Source organism: Amycolatopsis thermoflava N1165 (assembly GCF_000473265.1).
GTDB lineage: Bacteria > Actinomycetota > Actinomycetes > Mycobacteriales > Pseudonocardiaceae > Amycolatopsis_E > Amycolatopsis_E thermoflava.
The window spans coordinates 7741277-7762064 of sequence record NZ_KI421511.1; the positions used below are offsets into that span (position 1 = coordinate 7741277).

The 20788-nt window shown below is 71.5% G+C and carries 17 protein-coding genes and 1 pseudogene; 9 read left to right on the forward strand and 9 right to left on the reverse strand.

Translation table 11 applies throughout. From position 1 onward, the window contains the following. Positions 1–112 precede the first annotated feature (112 nt). Both AMYTH_RS0138565 and AMYTH_RS0138570 read right to left on the reverse strand, forming a co-directional pair. Positions 113–1846, reverse strand: coding sequence for a pyruvate dehydrogenase (locus tag AMYTH_RS0138565; RefSeq protein ID WP_027934706.1), 1734 nt, complete (start codon positions 1844–1846; stop codon positions 113–115). Between the two features lie 100 nt (positions 1847–1946). Next, positions 1947–2612: a FadR/GntR family transcriptional regulator gene (locus AMYTH_RS0138570; protein ID WP_027934707.1), complete on the reverse strand. Its 666-nt coding sequence runs from the start codon at positions 2610–2612 to the stop codon at positions 1947–1949. Positions 2613–2704: 92 nt separating this feature from the next. Between AMYTH_RS0138570 and AMYTH_RS46490 the strand changes: the two genes are divergently transcribed. Next, entirely contained in the window at positions 2705–4099 is a 1395-nt protein-coding gene (locus tag AMYTH_RS46490; protein WP_037323014.1) for a sialate:H+ symport family MFS transporter, read from the forward strand. Positions 4100–4908: 809 nt separating this feature from the next. On the opposite strand, the gene AMYTH_RS0138580 is transcribed toward AMYTH_RS46490, so the two are convergent. Continuing rightward, a complete protein-coding gene (locus AMYTH_RS0138580; RefSeq protein WP_027934708.1) occupies positions 4909–7194 on the reverse strand; it encodes an ATP-binding protein in 2286 nt (761 codons plus the stop codon). A gap of 103 nt (positions 7195–7297) precedes the next feature. Between AMYTH_RS0138580 and AMYTH_RS0138585 the strand changes: the two genes are divergently transcribed. From AMYTH_RS0138585 to AMYTH_RS0138595, 3 genes are all read left to right on the forward strand, one after another. Next, on the forward strand, positions 7298–8251 hold the full coding sequence (locus AMYTH_RS0138585; RefSeq protein WP_027934709.1) for a helix-turn-helix transcriptional regulator: 954 nt from the start codon (positions 7298–7300) through the stop codon (positions 8249–8251). Between the two features lie 95 nt (positions 8252–8346). Next, complete coding sequence (ku, locus tag AMYTH_RS0138590) at positions 8347–9204, forward strand: non-homologous end joining protein Ku (protein ID WP_027934710.1); 858 nt, start codon at positions 8347–8349, stop codon at positions 9202–9204. Between the two features lie 93 nt (positions 9205–9297). Next, positions 9298–9501, forward strand: coding sequence for a hypothetical protein (locus AMYTH_RS0138595; RefSeq protein ID WP_027934711.1), 204 nt, complete (start codon positions 9298–9300; stop codon positions 9499–9501). On the opposite strand, the gene AMYTH_RS0138600 is transcribed toward AMYTH_RS0138595, so the two are convergent. Together AMYTH_RS0138600 and AMYTH_RS0138605 are read right to left on the reverse strand one after the other, a co-directional pair. Beyond that, positions 9502–10392, reverse strand: coding sequence for a 2-hydroxyacid dehydrogenase (locus AMYTH_RS0138600; RefSeq protein WP_027934712.1), 891 nt, complete (start codon positions 10390–10392; stop codon positions 9502–9504). It lies immediately after the preceding gene. Beyond that, entirely contained in the window at positions 10389–11687 is a 1299-nt protein-coding gene (locus AMYTH_RS0138605) for an MFS transporter (protein WP_037323016.1), read from the reverse strand. Before AMYTH_RS0138605 ends, AMYTH_RS0138600 begins: the two co-directional genes overlap by 4 nt. 110 nt (positions 11688–11797) lie before the next feature. On the opposite strand from AMYTH_RS0138605, the gene AMYTH_RS0138610 reads away from it, so the two are divergent. Next, on the forward strand, positions 11798–12529 hold the full coding sequence (locus AMYTH_RS0138610; RefSeq protein ID WP_084022762.1) for an IclR family transcriptional regulator: 732 nt from the start codon (positions 11798–11800) through the stop codon (positions 12527–12529). 564 nt (positions 12530–13093) lie between these two features. Here AMYTH_RS0138610 and AMYTH_RS0138615 read toward each other — a convergent pair. Then, positions 13094–13444, reverse strand: coding sequence for a VOC family protein (locus AMYTH_RS0138615; protein WP_027934715.1), 351 nt, complete (start codon positions 13442–13444; stop codon positions 13094–13096). A gap of 106 nt (positions 13445–13550) precedes the next feature. Here AMYTH_RS0138615 and AMYTH_RS0138620 point away from each other — a divergent pair, with 106 nt between their 5' ends. After that, positions 13551–15302 (forward strand): proline--tRNA ligase, encoded by a 1752-nt coding sequence (locus AMYTH_RS0138620; protein ID WP_027934716.1) that lies wholly within the window; start codon positions 13551–13553, stop codon positions 15300–15302. Positions 15303–15457: 155 nt separating this feature from the next. On the opposite strand, the pseudogene AMYTH_RS50680 reads toward AMYTH_RS0138620, so the two are convergent. Both AMYTH_RS50680 and AMYTH_RS0138625 read right to left on the reverse strand, forming a co-directional pair. Continuing rightward, positions 15458–15695: pseudogene (locus AMYTH_RS50680) on the reverse strand (IS481 family transposase); the annotation flags it as partial. Positions 15696–15861: 166 nt separating this feature from the next. After that, a complete protein-coding gene (locus AMYTH_RS0138625) occupies positions 15862–16569 on the reverse strand; it encodes an HAD family hydrolase (protein ID WP_027934717.1) in 708 nt (235 codons plus the stop codon). A 109-nt stretch (positions 16570–16678) separates the two neighbouring features. Between AMYTH_RS0138625 and AMYTH_RS0138630 the strand changes: the two genes are divergently transcribed. After that, positions 16679–17716 carry an ABC transporter permease gene (locus tag AMYTH_RS0138630; RefSeq protein WP_027934718.1) on the forward strand — a complete coding sequence of 346 codons (1038 nt, stop codon included), beginning with the start codon at positions 16679–16681 and terminating at the stop codon, positions 17714–17716. Here the strand turns inward: AMYTH_RS0138630 and AMYTH_RS0138635 are convergent. Continuing rightward, the gene (locus AMYTH_RS0138635; protein WP_027934719.1) at positions 17701–18111 is read right to left on the reverse strand and encodes a secondary thiamine-phosphate synthase enzyme YjbQ; all 411 of its coding nucleotides are present in this window, start codon (positions 18109–18111) and stop codon (positions 17701–17703) included. The genes AMYTH_RS0138630 and AMYTH_RS0138635 overlap by 16 nt on opposite strands. An 89-nt stretch (positions 18112–18200) precedes the next feature. Between AMYTH_RS0138635 and AMYTH_RS0138640 the strand changes: the two genes are divergently transcribed. Both AMYTH_RS0138640 and AMYTH_RS0138645 read left to right on the forward strand, forming a co-directional pair. After that, positions 18201–19310: an LLM class flavin-dependent oxidoreductase gene (locus AMYTH_RS0138640; protein ID WP_027934720.1), complete on the forward strand. Its 1110-nt coding sequence runs from the start codon at positions 18201–18203 to the stop codon at positions 19308–19310. Further along, positions 19307–20635, forward strand: a complete 1329-nt coding sequence (locus tag AMYTH_RS0138645) for an NtaA/DmoA family FMN-dependent monooxygenase (RefSeq protein ID WP_027934721.1) — start codon at positions 19307–19309, stop codon at positions 20633–20635. The genes AMYTH_RS0138640 and AMYTH_RS0138645 overlap by 4 nt, the downstream gene beginning before the upstream one ends. The last annotated feature ends 153 nt before the right edge of the window (positions 20636–20788 follow it).

The following is a 20788-nucleotide window of genomic DNA, read 5'->3' on the forward strand; positions in this document are numbered from 1 at the left end:
GCGACCAGGGTGGTTCCAGACCCACCCGATCGACTCGGCCCGTCGGAACCAAGCCGGGCCTGGTGAACCATCCCTCGGCCCGGTGGCCCGGATCCGGCTTCGGACAGGGGCGTCAGGGGCGCGGGATGTTCCGCAGGTTGCTGCGCGCCAGCTCGACCATCTTGCCCACCCCGCCGTTCAGCACCGTCTTGCTCGCGGCCAGCGCGAAGCCCCGCAGCATCTCGCTCGTGATCTTGGGTGGGATGGACATCGCGTTGGGGTCGGTGGTCAGCTCGACCAGCGCGGGCCCCTGGTGCTCGAACGCCTTCGTCAGCGCCGACCGCACCTCGCCCGGGTGGTCGACGCGCGTGGACCAGATCCCGCACGCCGCGGCGATCGCGCTGAAGTCGACCGGCGTGTGGTCGGTGCCGTAGGACGGGAGGCCGTCCACGAGCATCTCCAGTTTCACCATGCCCAGCGACGCGTTGTTGAACAGCACCACCTTCACCGGCACGTCGTACAGCGACAGCGTCAGCAGGTCGCCCATCAGCATCGCCAGCCCGCCGTCGCCCGAGATGGACACCACCTGGCGGCCAGGCGAGGACAGCGCGGCGCCGATGGCGTGCGGCAGCGCGTTCGCCATGCTGCCGTGGCGGAACGAGCCGATCACCCGGCGCCGCCCGTTCGGCGTCAGGTACCGCGCCGCCCACACGTTGCCCATCCCGGTGTCCACAGTGAACACCGCGTCGTCGGCGGCGACCTCGTCCAGCACCGCGGCCGCGTACTCGGGGTGGATCGGCGTGTGGTGCTCGATGTCCTTCGTGTACGCGTCGACCACCTTCTCCAGCCGCCGCGCGTGTTCGTGCAGCATGCGGTCCAGGAAGGACCGGTCGGTGCGCTGCCGCAGGCGGGGGAGCACCGCCGCGAGCGTCTCCTTTACCGAGCCGTGTACGGCCAGGTCCAGCGGCGTGCGGCGGCCGAGGTGCGCGGGGTTCGTGTCGATCTGCACCGTGTGCGCCTGCGGCAGGAACCCGTCGTACGGGAAGTCCGTGCCCAGCAGCACCACGCGGTCCGCCTCGTGCATCGCGTCGTAGCACGCGCCGTACCCGAGCAGCCCGCTCATGCCGACGTCGTACGGGTTGTCGAACTGGATCCACTCCTTGCCGCCGAGCGAGTGGCCCACCGGCGCGAGCAGGCGGCCGGCCAGCGCCATCACCTCGTCGTGCGCGTCCCGGCAGCCTGCGCCGGCGAACAGCATCACCTTCTCGCCGCTGTCGAGCACCTCGGCCAGCTCGGCGATGGCCGCCTCCCGCGGCACCACGGGCGACGGCTCGACCAGGTGCACCGACTCGGCCGCGGAGCCGGTCGCCCGCCGCTCCGACACGTCACCCGGGATGCTCAGCACCGACACCCCGCCGCGCCCGACCGCGGTCTGCATCGCGATCCGCAACAGCCGCGGCATCTGGTCCGCCTGCGACACCAGCTCGCTGAAGTGGCTGCACTCGGCGAACAACTGCTCCGGGTGGGTCTCCTGGAAGAACCCGGTGCCGATCTGGTTGGACGGGATGTGCGAGGCGATCGCCAGCACCGGCGCGCCGCTGCGGTGCGCGTCGTAGAGACCGTTGATCAGGTGCAGGTTCCCCGGGCCGCAACTGCCCGCGCACACGGTGAGCCGCCCGGTGATCTGCGCTTCCGCGGCCGCGGCGAACGCCGCCGTCTCCTCGTGCCGGACGTGCACCCACTCGATGCCCGGCGTGCGGCGCACCGCGTCCACGACCGGGTTCAGGCTGTCGCCGACGATCCCGTAGATGCGGCGCACACCGCTGTCCCGCAGGATCCGCACCATCTGCTCGGCCACTGTCGCCATCGCCCCACCCCTTCTGCTCCTGGGACCCAGGGTCCTCTCGCAGCGGTGCGGACGTCCACCCGACTTCACTCGTTACGGGCGAAAATCGAATACGCCACAATCAGGTGAGCCGGCTCCGGACCTCGTCGAAGTGGTGGCGCACGGCGTCGTCGATCGCCTCCGGGTCGCCTCCGGCGATGGCGTCGACGATCCGCTGGTGCTTGGCGACCAGCGCGTCCGACGGCGTGCGCGGCGCGCCGATGAGCGCCTCGGTCTGCCGGTAGACGCTCCAGAACAGGCGGATCAGCTCGGCGGCCAGCTCGTTGCCCGCGGCGGTGCAGATCAGCTCGTGGAACTCGCCGTCGGCGGCCGTGGCGGTGGCCGGGTCGGACATCCGGCGCACCCGCTCGGCGAGCTGTTCGAGCAGTTCGTCGTCGCGCTGCCGGGCGAGCTTGCGGGTCAGCTCGGTCTCCAGGATCTGCCGGACCTCCAGCAGATCGCGCAGCCCGCTCAGGTCGTCGCGCGAGCGGGCGCGCGTGCGGAACAGCAGCGACGGGCTCAGCGCGGTCATGCTCGCCGCGCCGACGAACGTGCCGTAGCCGTGGCGGATTTCGACGATGCCCAGCGCCTGCAGGGTGCGCAGCGCCTCGCGGACCGAGTTGCGGGCCGCGCCGAACTCCTCCATCAGCCGCGGTTCCGGCGGCAGGGGATCGCCGGGCCCGAGGCGCCGCCGGTCGATCAGCTCGACGATCGAATCGGCCAGTTCCTGGCTGCGCAGTGTCCGCACTCTTGCCACCATCCGGAATCGTCGGCTAACGTCCGCAGCATCATACGACGTCCAACGTCCCACGACTAGCCCTCGATGAAGAGGTACGGAACATGAACCCGTGGTACCGCCGGCTCGGTCCGGGCCAGTGGAAGGCGTTCGGCGCAGCGTGGCTCGGCTACCTGCTCGACGGCTTCGACTTCGTGATCATCACGCTGGTGCTCACCGAGCTGCGCGACGAGTTCGACCTGTCGCTGGCCACCGCGTCCACGCTGGTGTCGGCCGCCTTCGTGTCCCGCTGGCTGGGCGGGCTCGCGCTGGGCGCGCTCGGCGACCGCTTCGGCCGCCGCCCGGCGATGATCGCGTCCATCGTGCTCTACGCGGTCGGCACGGCGCTGTGCGGGTTCGCCTGGGACTACTGGTCGTTGTTCATCTTCCGGGTCGTCGTCGGCCTCGGCATGGCGGGCGAGTACGGCTCCAGCAGCACGTATGTGATGGAGAGCTGGCCGAAGGGCCTGCGCAACCGGGCGACGGGGTGCCTGCTGTCGGCGTACCCGATCGGCACGGTGCTCGCTGCGCGTGCCTACGACCTGATCGTGCCGAGCTTCGGCTGGCGGTGGCTGTTCTGGCTGGGAATCCTGCCGGTGTTCGTGGCGCTGTGGCTGCGGCGCACGTTGCCCGAGGCGAAGGACTGGACCGAGGAGGTCGGGTCTGGCGGCGGCTCGACGAGCGCGACGGCGTTGTTGAACCGGCGGTGGGCGCCGCTCAACATGGTCGTGGCGGTGGTGCTGGCGACCTGCCTGGTGCTGATCTTCTCGGGGCACGCGGGGAGCCTGTATCCGCTGTACATCGCGCTGTGCGTGGTGGGGTTCGTGGTGTTCGGGGTGCAGATCAGCGGCCGAGCCTGGCCGGTGGCGGTCGGGTTGATGCTGACCGTGTTCTGCGCGTTCCTGTACTCGTGGCCGATCCAGTCGCTCCTGCCCACGTACCTGAAGACGGAGCTGCACTACAACGCCGGGCAGGTGGCCAATGCGCTGACCTGGGCCGGGCTCGGCTATGCGGCCGGTTCGTGCCTGGCCGGGGTGGTCGGCGACCGGTTCGGCACGCGCGCGACGTACGTGGGCGGGCTGCTGCTGTCGCTGGTGTTCGTGTTCCCGGCGTTCGCGCTCGGCCCGGGCAGCATCGTGCTGGTCTGGTTGCTGCTGTTCGTGTTGCAGGGCACCAGTTCCGGGATATCCGGGCTGCTGCCGAAGTACATCGGGGACCACTTCCCGACCCGCCTCCGCGCGGCGAGCCTCGGGTTCACCTACAACGTCGGCGCACTCGGCGGCGCGGTCGCCCCGCTGCTCGGCGCGCAGGTGGCCGGGCACATCGGGCTGGGGCCGGCGCTGGGGTGGCTCGCGGCCGGGCTGACGGTGCTCACGGCGCTGCTGGTCGGTTTCGACGTGCCTGCGCGGCTCGGGCGGATCGGGCGCAGGGGGCGGCGGGAGGGGGTGGAGGTCGGTTGAATCCGCGGCGGGATTCGGGTGGCCCGCGCGAGGGGGGCGGTGGTGTGGGGGTGAATGGTCGGTTCATGGCTTGGGGCGCGCGAGGTGCCCTGTCGCGTGGCGGTGAATGGTCCGTTCGTGAGTTTGGGCGGCACGAGGTGTCGTGTGGTGTGGCGGTGAATGGTCCGTTCATGGCTTGGGGCGTGCGAGGTGCCCTGTCGTGTAGCGGTGAATGGTCCGTTCATGAGTTTGGTGGTGCGAGGTGTCCAGCCACGCGCCGGTGAACGGTCCGGTTCGTGAGCTCGGGCGGCACGAGGTGCCGTGTGGTGTGGCGGTGAATGGTCGGTTCATGGCTTGGGGCGTGCGAGATGCCCTGTCGTGTAGGGATGAATGGTCCGTTCATGAGTGTGGTGGTGCGACGTGTCCAGCCACGCGCCGGTGAACGGTCCGTTCATGGCTTGCACGTGGCGACATGGCCAGCCGTGCGGCGATGAATGGTCCGTTCACGGCTTGAGGCTGCGCGAGATGTCCAGTGGTGCGGCGATGAATGGCCCATTCATGGCTTCCCTGCCGCGAGATGCCCGACCGTGCCTCGGTGAATGGTCCATTCATACCGGCAACACCTCGGGTCCGCGGAGAAGGGCCCGACCTACCGCGCATACGAAACGTCCAGTCACGCGCGGATGAACGGTCCGTTCATGCCTTCACCCCGCAGCCCAAGCCGCCCACCCCGCCCGAAGCCATCCACCGACAACCAGCACCGAACCACCAAGCACCAAACTCTGGCAACCAGCACCGCCAAACCAACACCAACCCCAACCGCGCGAACCTCACGCCTCATTGGCCGTGATCCAAGCAGCGATCTGGCTGCGTGAAGTGAACCCCAGTTTGGCGAGGATGTGCTCGACGTGCGTTTCGGCCGTCCGCTGGGAAATGACGAGCTGCCCGGCGATCTGCCGGTTGCTCAGTCCCTTCGCGACCAGCGCGGCGATTTCCGATTCGCGGGCGGTCAGCGGGTTGCGCGAAGGGCTGGCCGGCGCCGCCGACATCCGCCGCTCGTCCAGGGCGAACGCCACCGCCTTGTCGAACGTCATCGACGCCCCGCGCGCGTACTCCTGCTCGAACACCTGCCGTCCCAGGGCCTCCCGCGCCGGGAGCGCGGCGTGCGTCTGCGAAACCTGCTGCAGCGCCGGTTCGATCCGCCCGGCGCCGGACAAGCGCCACGCGGTCGCGGCCGCGCCGAGCAGCCGCGCCGCCCGGTTGAACCGCCGGTCGGACGCCGCGCACCAGGCCAGTGACTCCAGGCTCAGCGCGATCCCGGAATGATCGCCCGCCGGTTCGCGCAGGCGGATCGCGTCGCGCTGGAGGCGTTCCGCGCGCTGCAGGTCGCCGCGCCGCCACAGCGCCAGCCCCAGCACCCACACCGCCAGGGCGGTGTACCAGGGCGGGTTCCCGTGCGCCGCGCACAGATCGACCGCCTGCTCCCCGGCCTCCTCGGCGTTCGGCTCGCTGAGCACGAACCGCGCCAGCGCCAGGTACGGCAGGATCTGCAACGCCAGCCCGTCGTGCCCGGCCGCCCGGCACACCTCGTGCGCCTCCTCCAGCAACTCGCACGCCCGCCGCGGATCGCCCAGGAAGTAGCGGCTCACCCCCTCGCACACGAGCAACTCGACGCTGATCACCGGGTCGTCCAGTTCCGCCGCGATCGACCGGTATTCGCGCAGCCGCCCGGCGAACCCCCGCCGCACCCCCAGCCACGTGCAGGTGAGCAGCGACGCGTGCAACGCGCGGGCCCGCTCCCGCGACGGGCCGCCGCCGAGTTGGAGCACGCGGTCCAGCCACCGGCTGCCCTCCAGCAGGTGCCCGCCCGCGATCCAGAACGTCGACAGGTTCCCCGCCATTTCCAGCGCCGGCCGCGGATCCGGCTCCTCCAGCCACGACTCCAGCGCCGCGCGCAGGTTCGCGTGCTCGCTCTGCATGCGGGAGATCCACTCCTGCTGCCGCGAGGTGATCTTCTCCTCGGTGAACCGGCGGGCCAGCTCCCGGTAGAAATCGCGGTGCCGCCGCGTGGAACCGGCCGGATCACCGTTCTCGGCGAGCCGCGCCGCGCCGAACTCGGCGAGCGTTTCCAGCATCCGGTAGCGCGCGTTGTGCCCGTAGGTCTCCCGCACCCGCACCAGAACCGATTTGTCGACCAGTCCGGCGAGCAGTCCGAGGACCGAATCGCCGCCGATCTCGTCGCCCGCGCACACGAACTCGGCCGCGGGCAGGTCGAACCCGCCGCGGAACACCGACAGCCGCTCCCACGCCCGCTGCTCGGCGGGCAGGCACAGCCGGTAGCTCCAGTCGACGAGCGCCTCCAGGCCCTGCTGGCGCGGCGGCGCCGTGCGGGAGGCCTCGCTCAGCAGCGCGAACCGGTCGGCCAGGCGGTCGTTCAACTCGGTCAGCGACAGCGTGCGCAACCACACCGCGGCCAGCTCGATGGCCAGCGGCAGCCCCTCGACGTGCCGGCAGATCATCGCGATCAGCGCCTCGTTCTCGGCGGTGAGCGCGAAGCCCGGCGACACGGCGGCGGCGCGGTCGGCGAACAGCGCCATCGCGTCCCAGCCGCTGGTGCCCTCGGTCGTGCCGCTGTGGTCGGGCAGGCTCAGCGGTTCCACCGGCAGCAGGTGCTCGCCCTCGACCGAGAGCCGCTGACGGCTGGTCGCCAGGATGCGCAGCCCGCTGGTCGCCGCGAGCAGCTTGCCGATCAGCGTCGCGCACGCGTCGGTCAGGTGCTCGCAGTTGTCCAGCACCAGCAGCACCTGGCGGTCGCCGAGGAACTGGGCGAGCCGGTCCGCGGGCTCGACGGCCTCGTCCCGCAGGCCGAGCGCGGTGGCGACGGTCTGCGGCAGCAACGCCGGGTCGTCCAGGTCCGCGAGTTCGGCGAGGTGCACCCCGTCCGGGAACGCGCGTTTCAATCCGACCGCGGCCCGCACCGCGAGCCTGGTCTTGCCGACCCCGCCGAGTCCCGTCAGCGTCACCAGGCGCGCGGCCGACAGCAGCCGCCGGATGTCCGCGAGCTCCTGCCGCCGGCCGACGAAACTGGTGAGCTCGCTCGGAAGGGTGCCCGCCACCGCAACAGCCTAGTTCGCCCGGACGGTGATCGGTGGGGTCGTGTTGCTGAGGGAATGATGAACTAGGTCAGTTTCCGTCACCGTTCGGTCGCATTCTGGAGCCATGACGGACACCCCGGCGCGGCTGCTGACACTGCTGTCCCTGCTGCAGACACCGCGCGAATGGCCGGGCACCGAGCTGGCCGCGCGGCTCGCGGTCAGCACCCGGACGATCCGCAGGGACATCGACCGGCTGCGCGGGCTCGGGTACCCGGTGGAGTCCACGATGGGCGCCGAGGGCGGGTACCGGCTGGTGGCGGGCGCGGCGATGCCGCCGCTGCTGCTCGACGACGAGGAGGCCGTCGCGATCGCGGTCGGCCTGCGCACCGCCACGCGCCAGGCCGTGGCGGGAATCGACGAGGCCTCCGCCAGGGCGCTGGCGAAACTCGAGCAGGTGCTGCCCTCGCGGCTGCGCCGCCGGGTGCGCACGCTCGGCGCGGCGACCGTGCCGATGCCCGATCCCGGCCCGCCGGTCGTCCCCGAGGACCTCGCCGCACTGGCCGCCGCGATCGCCAACCACGAGCGCGTCCGGTTCGGCTACCACGACGCCGAGGGCCGCGAATCCCGCCGGCTGGCCGAACCGCACCGCCTGGTCGCCGCGGGACGCCGCTGGTACCTGGTGGCGTGGGACGTCGACCGCGACGACTGGCGCCTGTTCCGCGTCGACCGCGTCCGCCGCCCCCACGGCACCGGCGCCCGCACCACCCCGCGCGAGCTGCCCGCCGACGACGCGGCGGCCTTCGTCACGGCGAAGCTCTACCGCACCGCGCCGACGCACCGGGCGGTGGTGACCCTGCACGCGCCGCTGGAGGAGATGCGCCCGCGGGTGGAGAACGCCGGCGAGCTGACGGCGACCGGCCCGGCCGAGTGCCGGTTGGCGACCCACGCCGACACGCTCGACTGGCTGGCGTTCCGGCTGCTGGCCCTCGGCTGCGAGTTCGAGGTGCACGAACCGCCGGAACTGGCCGCGCACCTGCGCGCGCTGGCCGGCCGCATCACCCGCGCCACCAGCGGCTGAGCCCCGGTGCGACCGGCTGGCCGCCTGGTGGCGCGACCGGTTCTCGCGTAACGTCCGACCTGCGGTTATGTCGGCAGGGAGCGGAGGGCCCGGCGATGCGATCGATGTGGAAGGGCTCGGTGTCGTTCGGGCTGGTCACGATCCCGATCAACCTCTACGCGGCCACCGAGAACAAGAACGTGTCCCTGCGCCAGGTGCACGTCAGCGACGGCGGGCGCATCCAGTACAAGCGCTTCTGCACCATCGACGGCGAAGAGGTGCCCTACGCCGACATCGCCAAGGGTTACGAGACCGACGACGGCGAGATGGTGGTCATCACCGACGAGGACCTCAAGGAGCTGCCGCTGTCCAGCTCCAACGTCATCGACGTGCTGGAGTTCGTGCCGCTCGAGGCCATCGACCCGCTGCACTTCGACCGCCACTACTACCTGGAGCCGCAGAAGGCCGCGGTCAAGCCGTACGTGCTGCTGCGCGACGCGCTGCACAAGTCCGGCAACGTCGCCATCGCCAAGGTCGCCCTGCGCCAGCGCGAGACCCTCGCGCTGCTGCGCGTGCACGCCGACGTGATGGTCATGACCACGATGCTGTGGCCGGACGAGGTGCGCACCCCGGACTTCGGGTTCCTGCGTGACGAGCTGCCCCAGGTCCGCCCGCAGGAGCTGAGCATGGCCGGCTCGCTCATCGAGTCGCTGTCCGAGCCGGTTTTCGACCCCGACAAGTACACCGACCAGTACCGGGAGGCGCTGGAGTCGGTGATCGAGGCGAAGATCGCGGGCAAGAAGACCACCCGGCCGAAGGGGCGCTCGCCCAAGACCGACGTGGTCGACCTGATGGCGGCGCTGGAGGCCAGCGTCAGCGAGGCGAAGAAGGCACGCAAACCGGCCAAGCGCACGGCCGCGAAGAAGCCGGCCGCGACCCCGGCGCGCAGCCGCCGCTCGCCGAAGAGCGCCTGACGTCACGCCGACACGCCGGGACCTCCTCCCACCTTCCGGTGAAGCGCGGTGGTACCAAGGTGCCGCAACACGAACCGGCGGAAGGTGTCAGACATGGAGTGCCCCAGCTGCGCACGGGACCTCGACCACTGCCACGGCACCCTCGTCCTGCACGTGGACGCCCTGGTGGAGTGCACCGAACCGGACTGCACCGACACCGACCTGGTGCGGCACAGCCTGACGGTCCGGTGCGACGAGGTCGACGGCGGCTGTGTCTGCACGGCCGACTACGTGGTGGAGTACGCGCAGGCGTCCTGATCACCGCACCACGTTGACCAGCGGTTCGCCCCGCGCGAACCGCTGTAGTTGCTGCTCCACCAGCCGCTTCGCGCGGGGATAGAACGAGTCCGAACCACCCGCCACGTGCGGGGTGATGATCGCGCCCGGCGCCCGCCACAGCGGGTGGTCCGAGGGCAGCGGCTCCGGATCGACCACGTCCAGCGCGGCCCGCAACCGGCCCGACACGACCTCCTTCGTCAGCGCCGCGGTGTCGATCGCGGTGCCGCGGCCGACGTTGACCACCAGCGCGCCGTCCGGCAGGGCCGCCAGCTCGGGCGCCCCGATCAGACCGCGGGTGGCGGGGGTGTCCGGCAGGATCAGCACCAGGATGTCCGCGGACGGCAGAAGTTCCGGCAGCTCGTCGATGCCGTGCACACCCTCACGCGCGGTGCTCGCGACACGCACGACGTCGGCTTCCCCGGCCACGAGGTACCGCTCGATCGCCTTGCCGATGGAGCCGTACCCGACGAGCAGGACACGCTCGTCCGCCAGCGACCGGGTGTGCTCGCGGTCCCACGAGCCGGTGCCCTGCTGCCGGAACCAGCGCGGCAGGTTCCGCTGCGCGGCGAGGATCAGGGCGAGCGTGTGCTCGGCGACGCTGAGGTCGTGCAGGCCGCGGCCGTTGGCGAGGGTGACGCCGTCCGGGATCAACGGCAGGAGGCTGTCGACACCGGCGGACAGCGACTGCACCGCCTTCAGCGACGGCATCTTCGCGATCAGCTTCGGCGGCTCGGGGCCGCTGTCGTAGGGAAGCACGTAGAACTCGACGCCGTCCAGGGCGGGTGGCGTGCCGGTGCCGTCGTAGCAGGCGGTTTCCAGGCCGTCCGGAACGGTGAGATCGGACCAGGGCAGCAGAACTCGGGGCGTCATGCGACCTTCCTCTTCGGGGTGCGGACGGCGAGCAGGACCAGCGCGGACGCGGCCATCGTGCCGGCCAGCATCAGGAACGCGGCGGCGTCGGTGCCGGTCGCGGTGCGCAACCAGCCCACCAGGTACGTGCCGAGAAAGCCACCGAGCGCGCCGGCGGCGTTGACCAGCGCCACGGCGACACCGGCGGTGCGGCGCGGCAGCAGCTCCGGGATCATCGCGAAGAACGGGCCGTAGGGCGCGTACATCGCGATCCCGGCGAGGACCAGCAGCGGGAACGACAGCCAGAACGCGTCGTGGCCCGCCAGGTAGGAACCGTAGAACGTGACCGCGCCGCCGAGCAGCCACGGCCACACGTAGCGGATGCGCCGGGTGGTGCGGTCGGAGCGGCGTGAGTTGAGCAGCATCGCGACGACGGCGAAGGCGTAGGGGACCGCCGAGAGGAGGCCGGTGGCGCCGATGCCGGCGGACGATCCGGCCTTCACGATCGACGGCAACCAGAACACGAACCCGTACACGCCGATGCTCCACAGGAGGTACTGCGCGGACAGGACCAGCACGGCAGGGGTGCGCAGGGCTTCGCGCAGCGGGTGCACTCCCGAGTTGTCGGCGGCGGTGCTCGCGAGCTCGGCTTGCTCGGCGGCGATCGCGGTGTCCACGGCCTCGCGTTCGGCCGGGGCGAGCCACGGCGCGTCGGCAGGCCGGTCGCGGACCTGCGCGCGGAAGTAGAACGCCCAGATCAGGGCGGGCACGCCTTCGATGATGAACATGCCGCGCCAGCTCGTGGCCTCGATGAGGTAGCCGGAGGCGGCGGACAGCCACATCACGGTGACCGGGTTGCCCAGGATGAGGAAGGCGTTGGCGCGGCCGCGTTCGGCCTTGGTGAACCAGCGGGCGAGCAGGACGACCAGCGCGGGCAGCACCGCGGCCTCGACCGCGCCGAGCAGGAAGCGGACGACGATCAGCAGCGGGACCGAGCTGAGCAGGCCCTGGAGCGTGGCGAGCGCGCCCCAAGCCAGGACCGACCAGAAGATCAGGTCGCGGACGCTGCGGCGGTCGGCGTAGAGCACGCCCGGGACCTGCAGCAGGAAGTAGCCGGCGAAGAACGACGCGGCGATGAGACCGGACGTCGAACTCATGATGCCCAGGTCCTCGGACATCCCACCGGCCGCGGCGATCGAGAAGTTCGAGCGGTCCAGGTAGGCGAGGCTGTAGGTGACGAACACGATCGGGATCAGGCGCAGCCAGCGCTGCCTGCCCGGTTGGGTGGCCGTGCCGGTCAGTGGCGGGCTCTCCAAGGCGGCCTCCTTGCCGTTCTTTCCATGATGTGGAAAGCTCTTCCGTATTGTGGTGCTCGATGAGTGTGGAACTTCGACCGGGAGACGTCAAGGGGTGGTGTGTGGCTGACATGGTGGGCAAGGCCCTGCGGGTGCTGTCGCTGCTCGGCGAGTACCCCGACGGGGTCGGGTTGTCCGAGCTCGCGCGGCGGGCGGGATACCCGGTGAGCACGACGCACCGGCTGCTGGGTTCGTTGCAGGAACAGGGTTTCGCGCGCAGCGACCCGGGGTCGAAGCGGTACGCGCTGGGGTTGCGGCTGTTCGAGCTGGGGCAGCGGGTGTCGCACGCGCGGGGGTTCGCCGGGGTGGCGTTGCCGGTGCTGCGGGCGCTGACGGAGCAGACCGGCGAGCCGACGTTGATGGCGGTGCTGGACGGGCACCAGCAGGTCTACGTGCATTCCGTGCAGGGGCCGCGGCAGATCCAGATCCGCGGCGAGCCGGGACAGCGGGGGCCGCTGCACTGCACGGCGATGGGGAAGTGCCTGGTGGCGTTCGCGCCGGACCGGGAGGTGCTGGTGGAGTCGCTGGAGCTGACGGGACTGGCGCCGCGGACGATCACCTCGCGGGCGGAGTTCGCGCGGGAGATCGCCGCGGTGCGGACCCAGGGCTACGCGATCGCCGACGAGGAGCACGAGCCGGGGATAAGGGCCGTCGGGGTGCCGGTTCTGGGGCCCGACGGGCACGCGATCGCCGCGATCTCCACGGCGGCGCCCGCCTACCGGATGTCGGTGGCCGAGCTGGAGGCCTTCGTACCCGCCCTCCGCGCAGCGGCGCGGGAGCTGGGTGCGGTGCTGCCGCGGTGACGGTGGCCCGCGCGGCCCGCGTGGCGAGGTGGCGTGGGGGTTGGGGCGGTGCTGACGGTGACCCGCGTGGCGAGGTGGTGCGGGAGCTGGGTGCGGTGTTGCCGCGCCGACGGTGGCCCGCCGCGCTGACGGTGGCCCGCGCGGCCCGCGTGGCGAGGGGGCGCGGGAGTTGGGGGCGGTGCCGCCGAGCTGAGCGCGTGTTGCGACGCCACCAGCCCGAGTCGAGGCGCCGTGCGGGTGTGGTGCGCGTGCTGCGGGGCGAGGTGGGGGAGTTGTTGTCTTCCCGGGCTCAGCCCGGGAAACATCGCCTCATGGAGCGTGGAGCTCCGCCCGTCGAGCGCACAACAACCCACCTCCCCAAGGGCAGCACTCGCCCCCTGAGCGTCGAACAAGCCGCCTTGCGCATGGGACTCGCTCCCTGGTCGTGGGACTCGTCGCCGTGCGGACTCGCGTGACCAGTCACCCGGTGGGTGACCTCGTGCCGCCCAGGAAACCCACCGCCCTGCGCACGGAACTTGCCGCCCCACCCTGGAACCCACCACCTCGATCCGGAACCGCGAAAACTCAGTGGGGTTCGCCCACGCAGAACTGGTTCCCCTCCGGGTCCGTGAGCACCGTCCAGGTCAGGCCGGGCACCTCGTGCTCCGCGAGCTTCGCCGCGCCGAGGCCTACCAGCCGGGCCACCTCGCCGTCCCGGTCGGTGGTCGCCAGGTCCAGGTGCAGCCGGTTCTTCCCGGCCCGCTCCTCCGGCACCTGCTGGAACCCCAGCCGCACACCGCCCTCGCGCGCGGGTGTCAGCACCAGGTACTCGCCCCAGTCCTGGTCCACCCGCACGCCCAGCGCCGCGCACCAGAACGCCGCCATCTGCCGTGGATCCGCGCAGTCCACGGTCACCATCCCCAGTTCGAGAGTCATCTCGGCACGGTAGCGCGCCCCACCGACAATTCCGGCCCGCCCGATAACCGCTGGACGCCCCTGACTACCCTGTTCACACCGTGTTTCGACGCCGAGGAGCAGCCCAGTGATCACCAGGATGTCGTCGTTGTTCCTGCGCACGCTGCGCGAGGATCCGGCCGACGCCGAGGTTCCCAGCCACAAGCTGCTGACGCGGGCGGGCTACGTCCGCCGGGTCGCGCCGGGCGGGTACTCGTGGCTGCCGCTGGGCCTGCGGGTGCTGCGCAAGATCGAGGAGGTCGTCCGCGAGGAGATGGCCGCGATCGGCGCGCAGGAGATCCTGTTCCCCGCGCTGCTGCCCCGCGAGCCCTACGAGGCGACCGGCCGCTGGACCGAGTACGGCGACGCCCTGTTCCGCCTCAAGGACCGCAAGGGCGCCGACTACCTCCTCGGCCCGACGCACGAGGAGCTGTTCGCCCTCACCGTGAAGGGCGAGTACAGCTCGTACAAGGACTACCCGGTCATCCTGTACCAAATCCAGACCAAGTACCGCGACGAGGCGCGCCCCCGCGCCGGCATCCTGCGCGGCCGCGAGTTCGTCATGAAGGACTCCTACTCCTTCGACCTCGACGACGACGGCCTGTCCCGCTCCTACCAGCTGCACCGCGACGCCTACATCCGGATCTTCGACCGGCTGGGCCTGGAGTACGTGATCGTCGCGGCGACGTCCGGCGCGATGGGCGGCTCGGCGTCCGAGGAGTTCCTCGCCGTCGCCGAGACGGGTGAGGACACCTACGTCCGCAGCAACGCGTCCGGTTACGCGGCCAACGTCGAGGCCGTCGTCACGCCCCCGCCGCCCGCGCAGTCCATCGAGGACAAGCCGCAGGCGCAGGTCCACCACACGCCGAACACGCCGACCATCCAGACGCTGGTCGACTACCTCAACGACAAGACCGACCTGGGCCGCACCTTCACCGCCGCGGACACGCTGAAGAACGTGATGGTGAAGATCCGCCAGCCGGGCGAGAAGGACTGGCAGATCCTCGGCATCGGCGTCCCCGGTGACCGCGAGGTCGACCAGAAGCGGCTCGAAGCTTCGCTGGAGCCGGCCGAGGTCGCGCTCCTCGACGAAGCCGACTTCGCGGCCAACCCCTTCCTCGTCAAGGGCTACATCGGCCCGAAGGCGTTGCAGGACAACGGGGTCCGGTACCTGGTCGACCCGCGCGTCGTCACCGGCACGGCGTGGGTGACCGGCGCCGACAAGGCCGACCACCACGTCGTCGACCTCGTCGTGGGCCGCGACTTCCAGCCGGACGGCACGATCGAGGCCGCCGAGGTGCGCGAGGGCGACGCCTCGCCCGACGGGCAGGGCACGCTGGTCGCGGCGCGCGGCATCGAGATCGGGCACATCTTCCAGCTGGGCCGCAAGTACACCGACGCGTTCCAGGTGGACGCGCTCGGTGCGGACTCGAAGCCGATCCGCATCACGATGGGTTCCTACGGCGTCGGGGTGTCGCGCCTGGTCGCGGTGATCGCCGAGCAGAGCCACGACGAGCTGGGCCTGGTCTGGCCGCGTGAGGTCGCGCCGTACGACGTGCACGTGGTGATCGCGGGCAAGGACGAGTCGATCGCCGCGGGTGCGGAGAAGCTGGCCGCCGACCTCGACGCGGCCGGTGTGGAGGTCCTGCTGGACGACCGGAAGGCCACGCCGGGCGTCAAGTTCGCCGACGCGGAGCTGGTCGGGGTGCCGACGATCCTCGTGGTCGGGCGCGGCCTGGCGAAGGGCGTCGTCGAGGTGAAGGACCGCAAGACGGGCGACCGCGAGGAGATCGCGGTGGACGCGGTGGTCGACCACCTGGTCAAGCTCGTCCGCGGCTGAACCACCTTTACCGGCAACGGGCCCGTCGCTTTTCGCGGCGGGCCCGTAGCTGTCTTCGCCGCTAGCTGTAGTGCCTAGTGAGGTTGTCGACGCGGGTGAAGCGCTGGCTGCCCGGATTTCGGCCAGCGCGGTGCGGAAGGCGTGCGAGCGCCCTGTGCGGCGCGGCGGAGGAAGGCAGCGCAGGTGGTGGCGGTTTCGTCGGGGTATTTCGGCGTAGGCCAGCCGGGAGTGATCATCGACGGCGCAGTGCGCGAACTCAAACCCGACCGGTGGTGCGCGGCGGGCGGCCTTGTGCTGATCACTGCGGCGACCGTGCGCCCACCACCCGCCACCTTCGCGGTGCCGTCCGAGTTTTTTCACATCGACATGCACCAGCTCGCCCGGCCGGTCCCGCACGGTGAGACACGAAGACCTCCGTTTGTGCGGGAAAGGCGTCAAGCACCTTCACCCCTCACGGAGGTCTCCGCCTTGATCAACCCGACGCGCCGACCGCACCGTCAACAACGTCCATGATCCTTACAGCTAGCCGAACACGGCGGCGAAGTGCGGGCCGAGACGCTCAGCCCTCCCCGAAGACCGCGGCCAGCACCAGCTTCGTGTCGCTGAGGTCGCGCAGCACCACCTGCGCCCCCGCCTCGCGGAGCGCGGCCGCGTCGAACCGGCCGGTCGCCACCCCCACGGCCACCGCTCCGTGTTCGCGCGCCGCGTCGATGTCGTGCGGCGTGTCGCCCACCACGACGACCGATGCGGGCTCGAACGGGCGCCCGAGCGTCGCATGGGCGCGGTCGACCGCGTACGCCACCAGGTCCGGCCGGTGCGCGGACAGGTTCCCGTAGCCGCCGATCTCGAAGTCCAGGTGCGTGTGCAGCCCGAACGCGGACAGCTTGTGCCACGCGATCTCCCGCAGGTTCCCGGTCACCAGCGACTGCACGGCCCCGCCCGCCGCGGCCACCCCCGCCAGCGCGGTCGACGCGCCCGGCAATGCGAGGCCGCGCTTCGCCAGCTCCGGCAGCGCCAGCTCGGACACCGCGGTCAGCGCCGCCCACATCCGCTGGATCAGCTCTTCGGTCGGCTCGATCCCGTGCAGCGTCAGCACTCCCGCGGTGATCGCGCGCTCCGTCCGCCCGAAGAAGTCCGGCATCGCGGTCATCGGGACGCCGGTCACCTCCTCGAGCACCTGCCGGTACCAGCCGCGGCCCGCCCCGCGCAGGTCGATGAGGGTCTGGTCGATGTCCCACAGCACCAGCCGGTGCGCACTGCTCGTCACGTCCGCCGACGCTACCAAGGCCGTTATTCATCGTGCGTTGACTTCGCTCGAAGGCCGGGCTACCGTTCCCGTTGAATTCAACAGTCGAAGAAATTTAGGGGAGGTCCCCATGGCTGGCACATCCCGGAGGCCGGTGGCCGGGCTGGCGGCCCTGGCCGGTGCGGTGGTCGCGGTGGTGCTGGGATTCCTGACCGTCGGGGTCCAGGCGTCGGTCGAACCCGACGGGCTGCCGGTGGCGGTCGCGGTGCCCGACAACGCCCCGCCGCAGCTGCGCGCCGCGGCCGGGCAGCTCACGAGCCAGGGCGGCGAGGCCCTCAGCTGGCAGGTCACCACACCCGCCGAAGCGAGGACGCTGCTCGACGACAAGGACGTCTACGGCGTCCTGGAACTCGCGCCCGGACAGGTGGGCGTGGTCGTGTCCGGCGCGGTCAACCCGAGCGGCACGCAGGTCGTGCAACAGGCGCTCACCGGCGCCGGGCAGGCGCTGTCGACGGCGATGAGCCAGGCGACCGGCACCCCGACCGCCCCGGTGCGGGTGGAGACCGTGCACCCGGCGAGCCCCGCGGGCCGCACGGCACCGCTCGCGGTGAGCATCCTCGCGTGGGTCGGCAGCCTGGCCGCGGGCGCCATCCTGGTCGTCGTCGCCGAGCGGACCGGGCGGCGAATCGGCGTCGCGGCGCGCCTCACCCAGGTCGGGGCCACGGCCGTGCTGATCACCGGCGTCGCGGCCGGGTTCCTCGCCTTGTGGGACTCGTCCCTGCCGCTGGGCTGGGACGTCCTCGGCTACATCCTGCTGGTCGCGGCGGCGTTCGCGGCCGTGCAGACCGCGTTGCTGCGGCTGCTGGGCATCCGCGCCATGGCGATCCTCGGGCCGCTCTACCTGCTCGCGCCGAACGTCGCCGGGCAGGTGCCGGAGCTGCTCAACCCGGCCTACCGGGTCCTGCTGTGGTCGTGGACGCCGTTCCGCTTCTCCACCGAGGGCACCCGCAGCCTGCTGCAGGGCACCCCGGGCGCGCCGGACGTGACCACCGGCATCTGGGTGCTCGGGGCGATGCTGGTCGCCGGCCTGGTGGTCATCCTCTGGCCGGGCCGGGTGAAGTCGCCGGCGCCGGTGGAGGCGGCGCCGGAGCTTCAGCCGGCGAGGTAGCTGAACCGGACGTGCCGGACCGGGTTGTCGATGTTGGTGTCCACCAGGCAGATCGACTGCCAGGTGCCCAGCGCCGGCGACCCGCCCAGCACGGGCACGCTCGCGTACGGCGGCACCAGCGCGGGCAGCACGTGGTCCCGGCCGTGGCCCTTGCTGCCGTGCTGGTGCCGCCACCGGTTGTCCCTGGGCAGCAGCTCGTCCAGCGCGGCGAGCAGGTCGTCGTCGCTGCCCGCGCCGGTCTCCAGGATCGCCAGGCCCGCGGTGGCGTGCGGCACGAACACGTGCAGCAGGCCGTCCGAGGCGTCCGCTTCGGCCAGGAACGCGTCGGCGTCCCTGGTCAGGTCGTGCACCACGGCGCGGCCGCCGGTCTTCACCTCGATCTCCTTGGAGTACATGCCTCCCACCGTAGGCGTCCCAACGGGTGGTACGCGAAATAGCGCGGGCCGCCCGATCGCTGGACCGGGGGAGGCGAAAGGAGCGAGGCATGGTTCATCTCGCGGTGGCACTGGAGGGCGCGGGCTGGCACCCGGCCGCGTGGCGGGAGCCGGACGCGCGCCCGGACGAGCTGTTCCGCCCGCGGTACTGGGCCGATCTGGTGCTCGAGGCCGAACACGGCCTGCTGGACTTCGTCACGATCGAGGACTCGCTGGGCGCGCCGCGGGACGGGCGCACCGACCGGGTGGACGGCAGGCTGGACGCCGTGCTGATCGCCGCCCGCGTCGCGCCGCTGACCCGGCACATCGGGTTCCTGCCGACGGCGATCGCCACGCACACCGAACCGTTCCACCTGTCCAAGGCGATCGCGACGCTCGACTACGTGTCCACCGGGCGCGGCGGCGTGCGCGTCCGGATCGCGAGCAGCGCCGACGACGCCGCGCACTTCGGCCGCCGCGAGTTCCCGGTCCCGCTGCCCGACCTGGCCGAGGAGGCCGGTGACTGGGTCGAGGTCGTGCGGCGGCTGTGGGACAGCTGGGAGGACGACGCCGAGATCCGCGACACCGCCACCGGCCGCTTCATCGACCGGGACAAGCTGCACTACATCGATTTCACCGGTCGGTTCTTCAGCGTCAAGGGCCCGTCGATCACGCCGCGCCCGCCGCAGGGCCAGCCGCCCGTCGCGGTGCTCTCGCACGTCACCGAGATCCACCGGCTCGCGGCCCGCTCGGCCGACCTCGTGTTCCTCACCCCGCAGGACACCGACGAGGCGCGCGCTCTGGGGCAGGAGGTGCGCGGGCTGCGCGCGGACCTGCTGGTGTTCGGCGACGTCGTGGTGTTCCTCGACGAGACCGAGCAAGCGGCCCGCGACCGCAAGGCCCGCCTGGACGACCTCGCCGAGTTCACCTCCGACGCCCTGGTCTTCACCGGCACGCCAGCCCAGCTCGCCGACCAGCTGCTGGCCTGGCGCGACGCAGGCCTGTCCGGTTTCCGGCTGCGCCCCGGCGCCCTGCCGCACGATCTGTCCGCCATCACCCGCGGGCTCGTCCCCGAACTGCAGCAGCGCGGCGCGTTCCGCCGCGAGTACGAGGCCACCACGCTGCGGGGCCTGCTCGGCCTGGAGCGTCCCGCCAACCGGTACGCAGGAGCGACGCGATGAAGCAGATCCACCTCGCCGCGCACTTCCCCGGCGTCAACAACACCACGGTGTGGAGCGACCCGGAGGCGGGCAGCCACATCGAGTTCTCCTCGTTCACGCACCTCGCGCGCACCGCCGAGCGGGCGAAGTTCGACTTCTTCTTCCTCGCCGAAGGGCTGCGGCTGCGCGAGCACGCGGGCAAGATCTACGACCTGGACGTGGTCGGCCGGCCGGACACGTTCACGGTGCTGGCCGCGCTCGCCGCGGTCACCGACCGGCTCGGCCTGACCGGGACGATCAACTCGACGTTCAACGAGCCGTACGAGGTGGCCCGCCAGTTCGCCAGCCTCGACCACCTGTCCGAAGGCCGCGCCGGGTGGAACGTGGTCACCTCGTGGGACGCGTTCACCGGCGAGAACTTCCGCCGCGGCGGCTACCTGCCGGAGGAACAGCGTTACCAGCGCGCGAAGTTGTTCCTGCAGACGGCGTTCGAGCTGTTCGACTCCTGGGGCGCGGACGACATCGCCGCGGACAAGGCGTCCGGGGTGTTCCTGCGCAACGCCCGCGCGGGCGCGTTCGAGCACCACGACGCGCAGTTCGACATCGCGGGCCGGTTCAACGTGCCGCGCGGTCCGCAGGGCAGGCCGGTGATCCTGCAGGCAGGCGACTCGGACGAGGGCCGCGAGTTCGCCGCGGCGACGGCCGACGCGATCTTCACGCGGCACGGGACGCTGGAGGCGGGGCAGAAGTTCTACGCCGACGTCAAGCGCCGGTTGCCCGCTTACGGGCGCGAGCCGCACCAGTTGCTGGTGCTCCCCGCGGCGACCTTCGTGCTCGGTGACACCGACGCGGAGGCCGAGGAGCTGGCGAACGTCGTGCGGTACCAGCAGGTGAGCGGCCAGACGGCGATCAAGTTCCTGGAGCAGGTGTGGAACCGCGACCTGTCCGGCTACGACCCGGAGGGGCCGCTGCCCGAGGTCGAGCCGGCAGTCGGCGCGGAGGCGGTCGCCAAGGGGCGCGCGCAGACGCGGATGTACCGCGACCCGGTGGCGACGGTGCGGCAGTGGCGGGAGCTGGCGGAGGCGAAGAACCTGTCGATCCGGGACCTGGTGGTCGAGGTCAGCGGACGGCAGACGTTCGTCGGCTCCCCGGAGACGGTCGCCGAGGCGATCAACACGTACGTGCAGGAGGACGCGAGCGACGGGTTCATCCTGGTGCCGCACGTGACCCCCGGCGGGCTGGACCCGTTCGCGGACAAGGTGGTGCCGTTGTTGCAGGAGCGGGGCGTCTTCCGCGCCGACTACAGCGGCACCACGCTGCGGGAGCACCTCGGCATCGACCGCTGATCCCGATCTTGGGAAACACGCCGGGGCGCTTCGCTGAAGTGCCCCGGCGTCGCTCGCCGAGTGCGACCTGGCACCGGGCGTCCCCGTCAGTGGCCGGGGCGATCGGGGCCGGCGGCGGGAATGCTTGGTGGCAGTAGGGAACTACGGCACTTC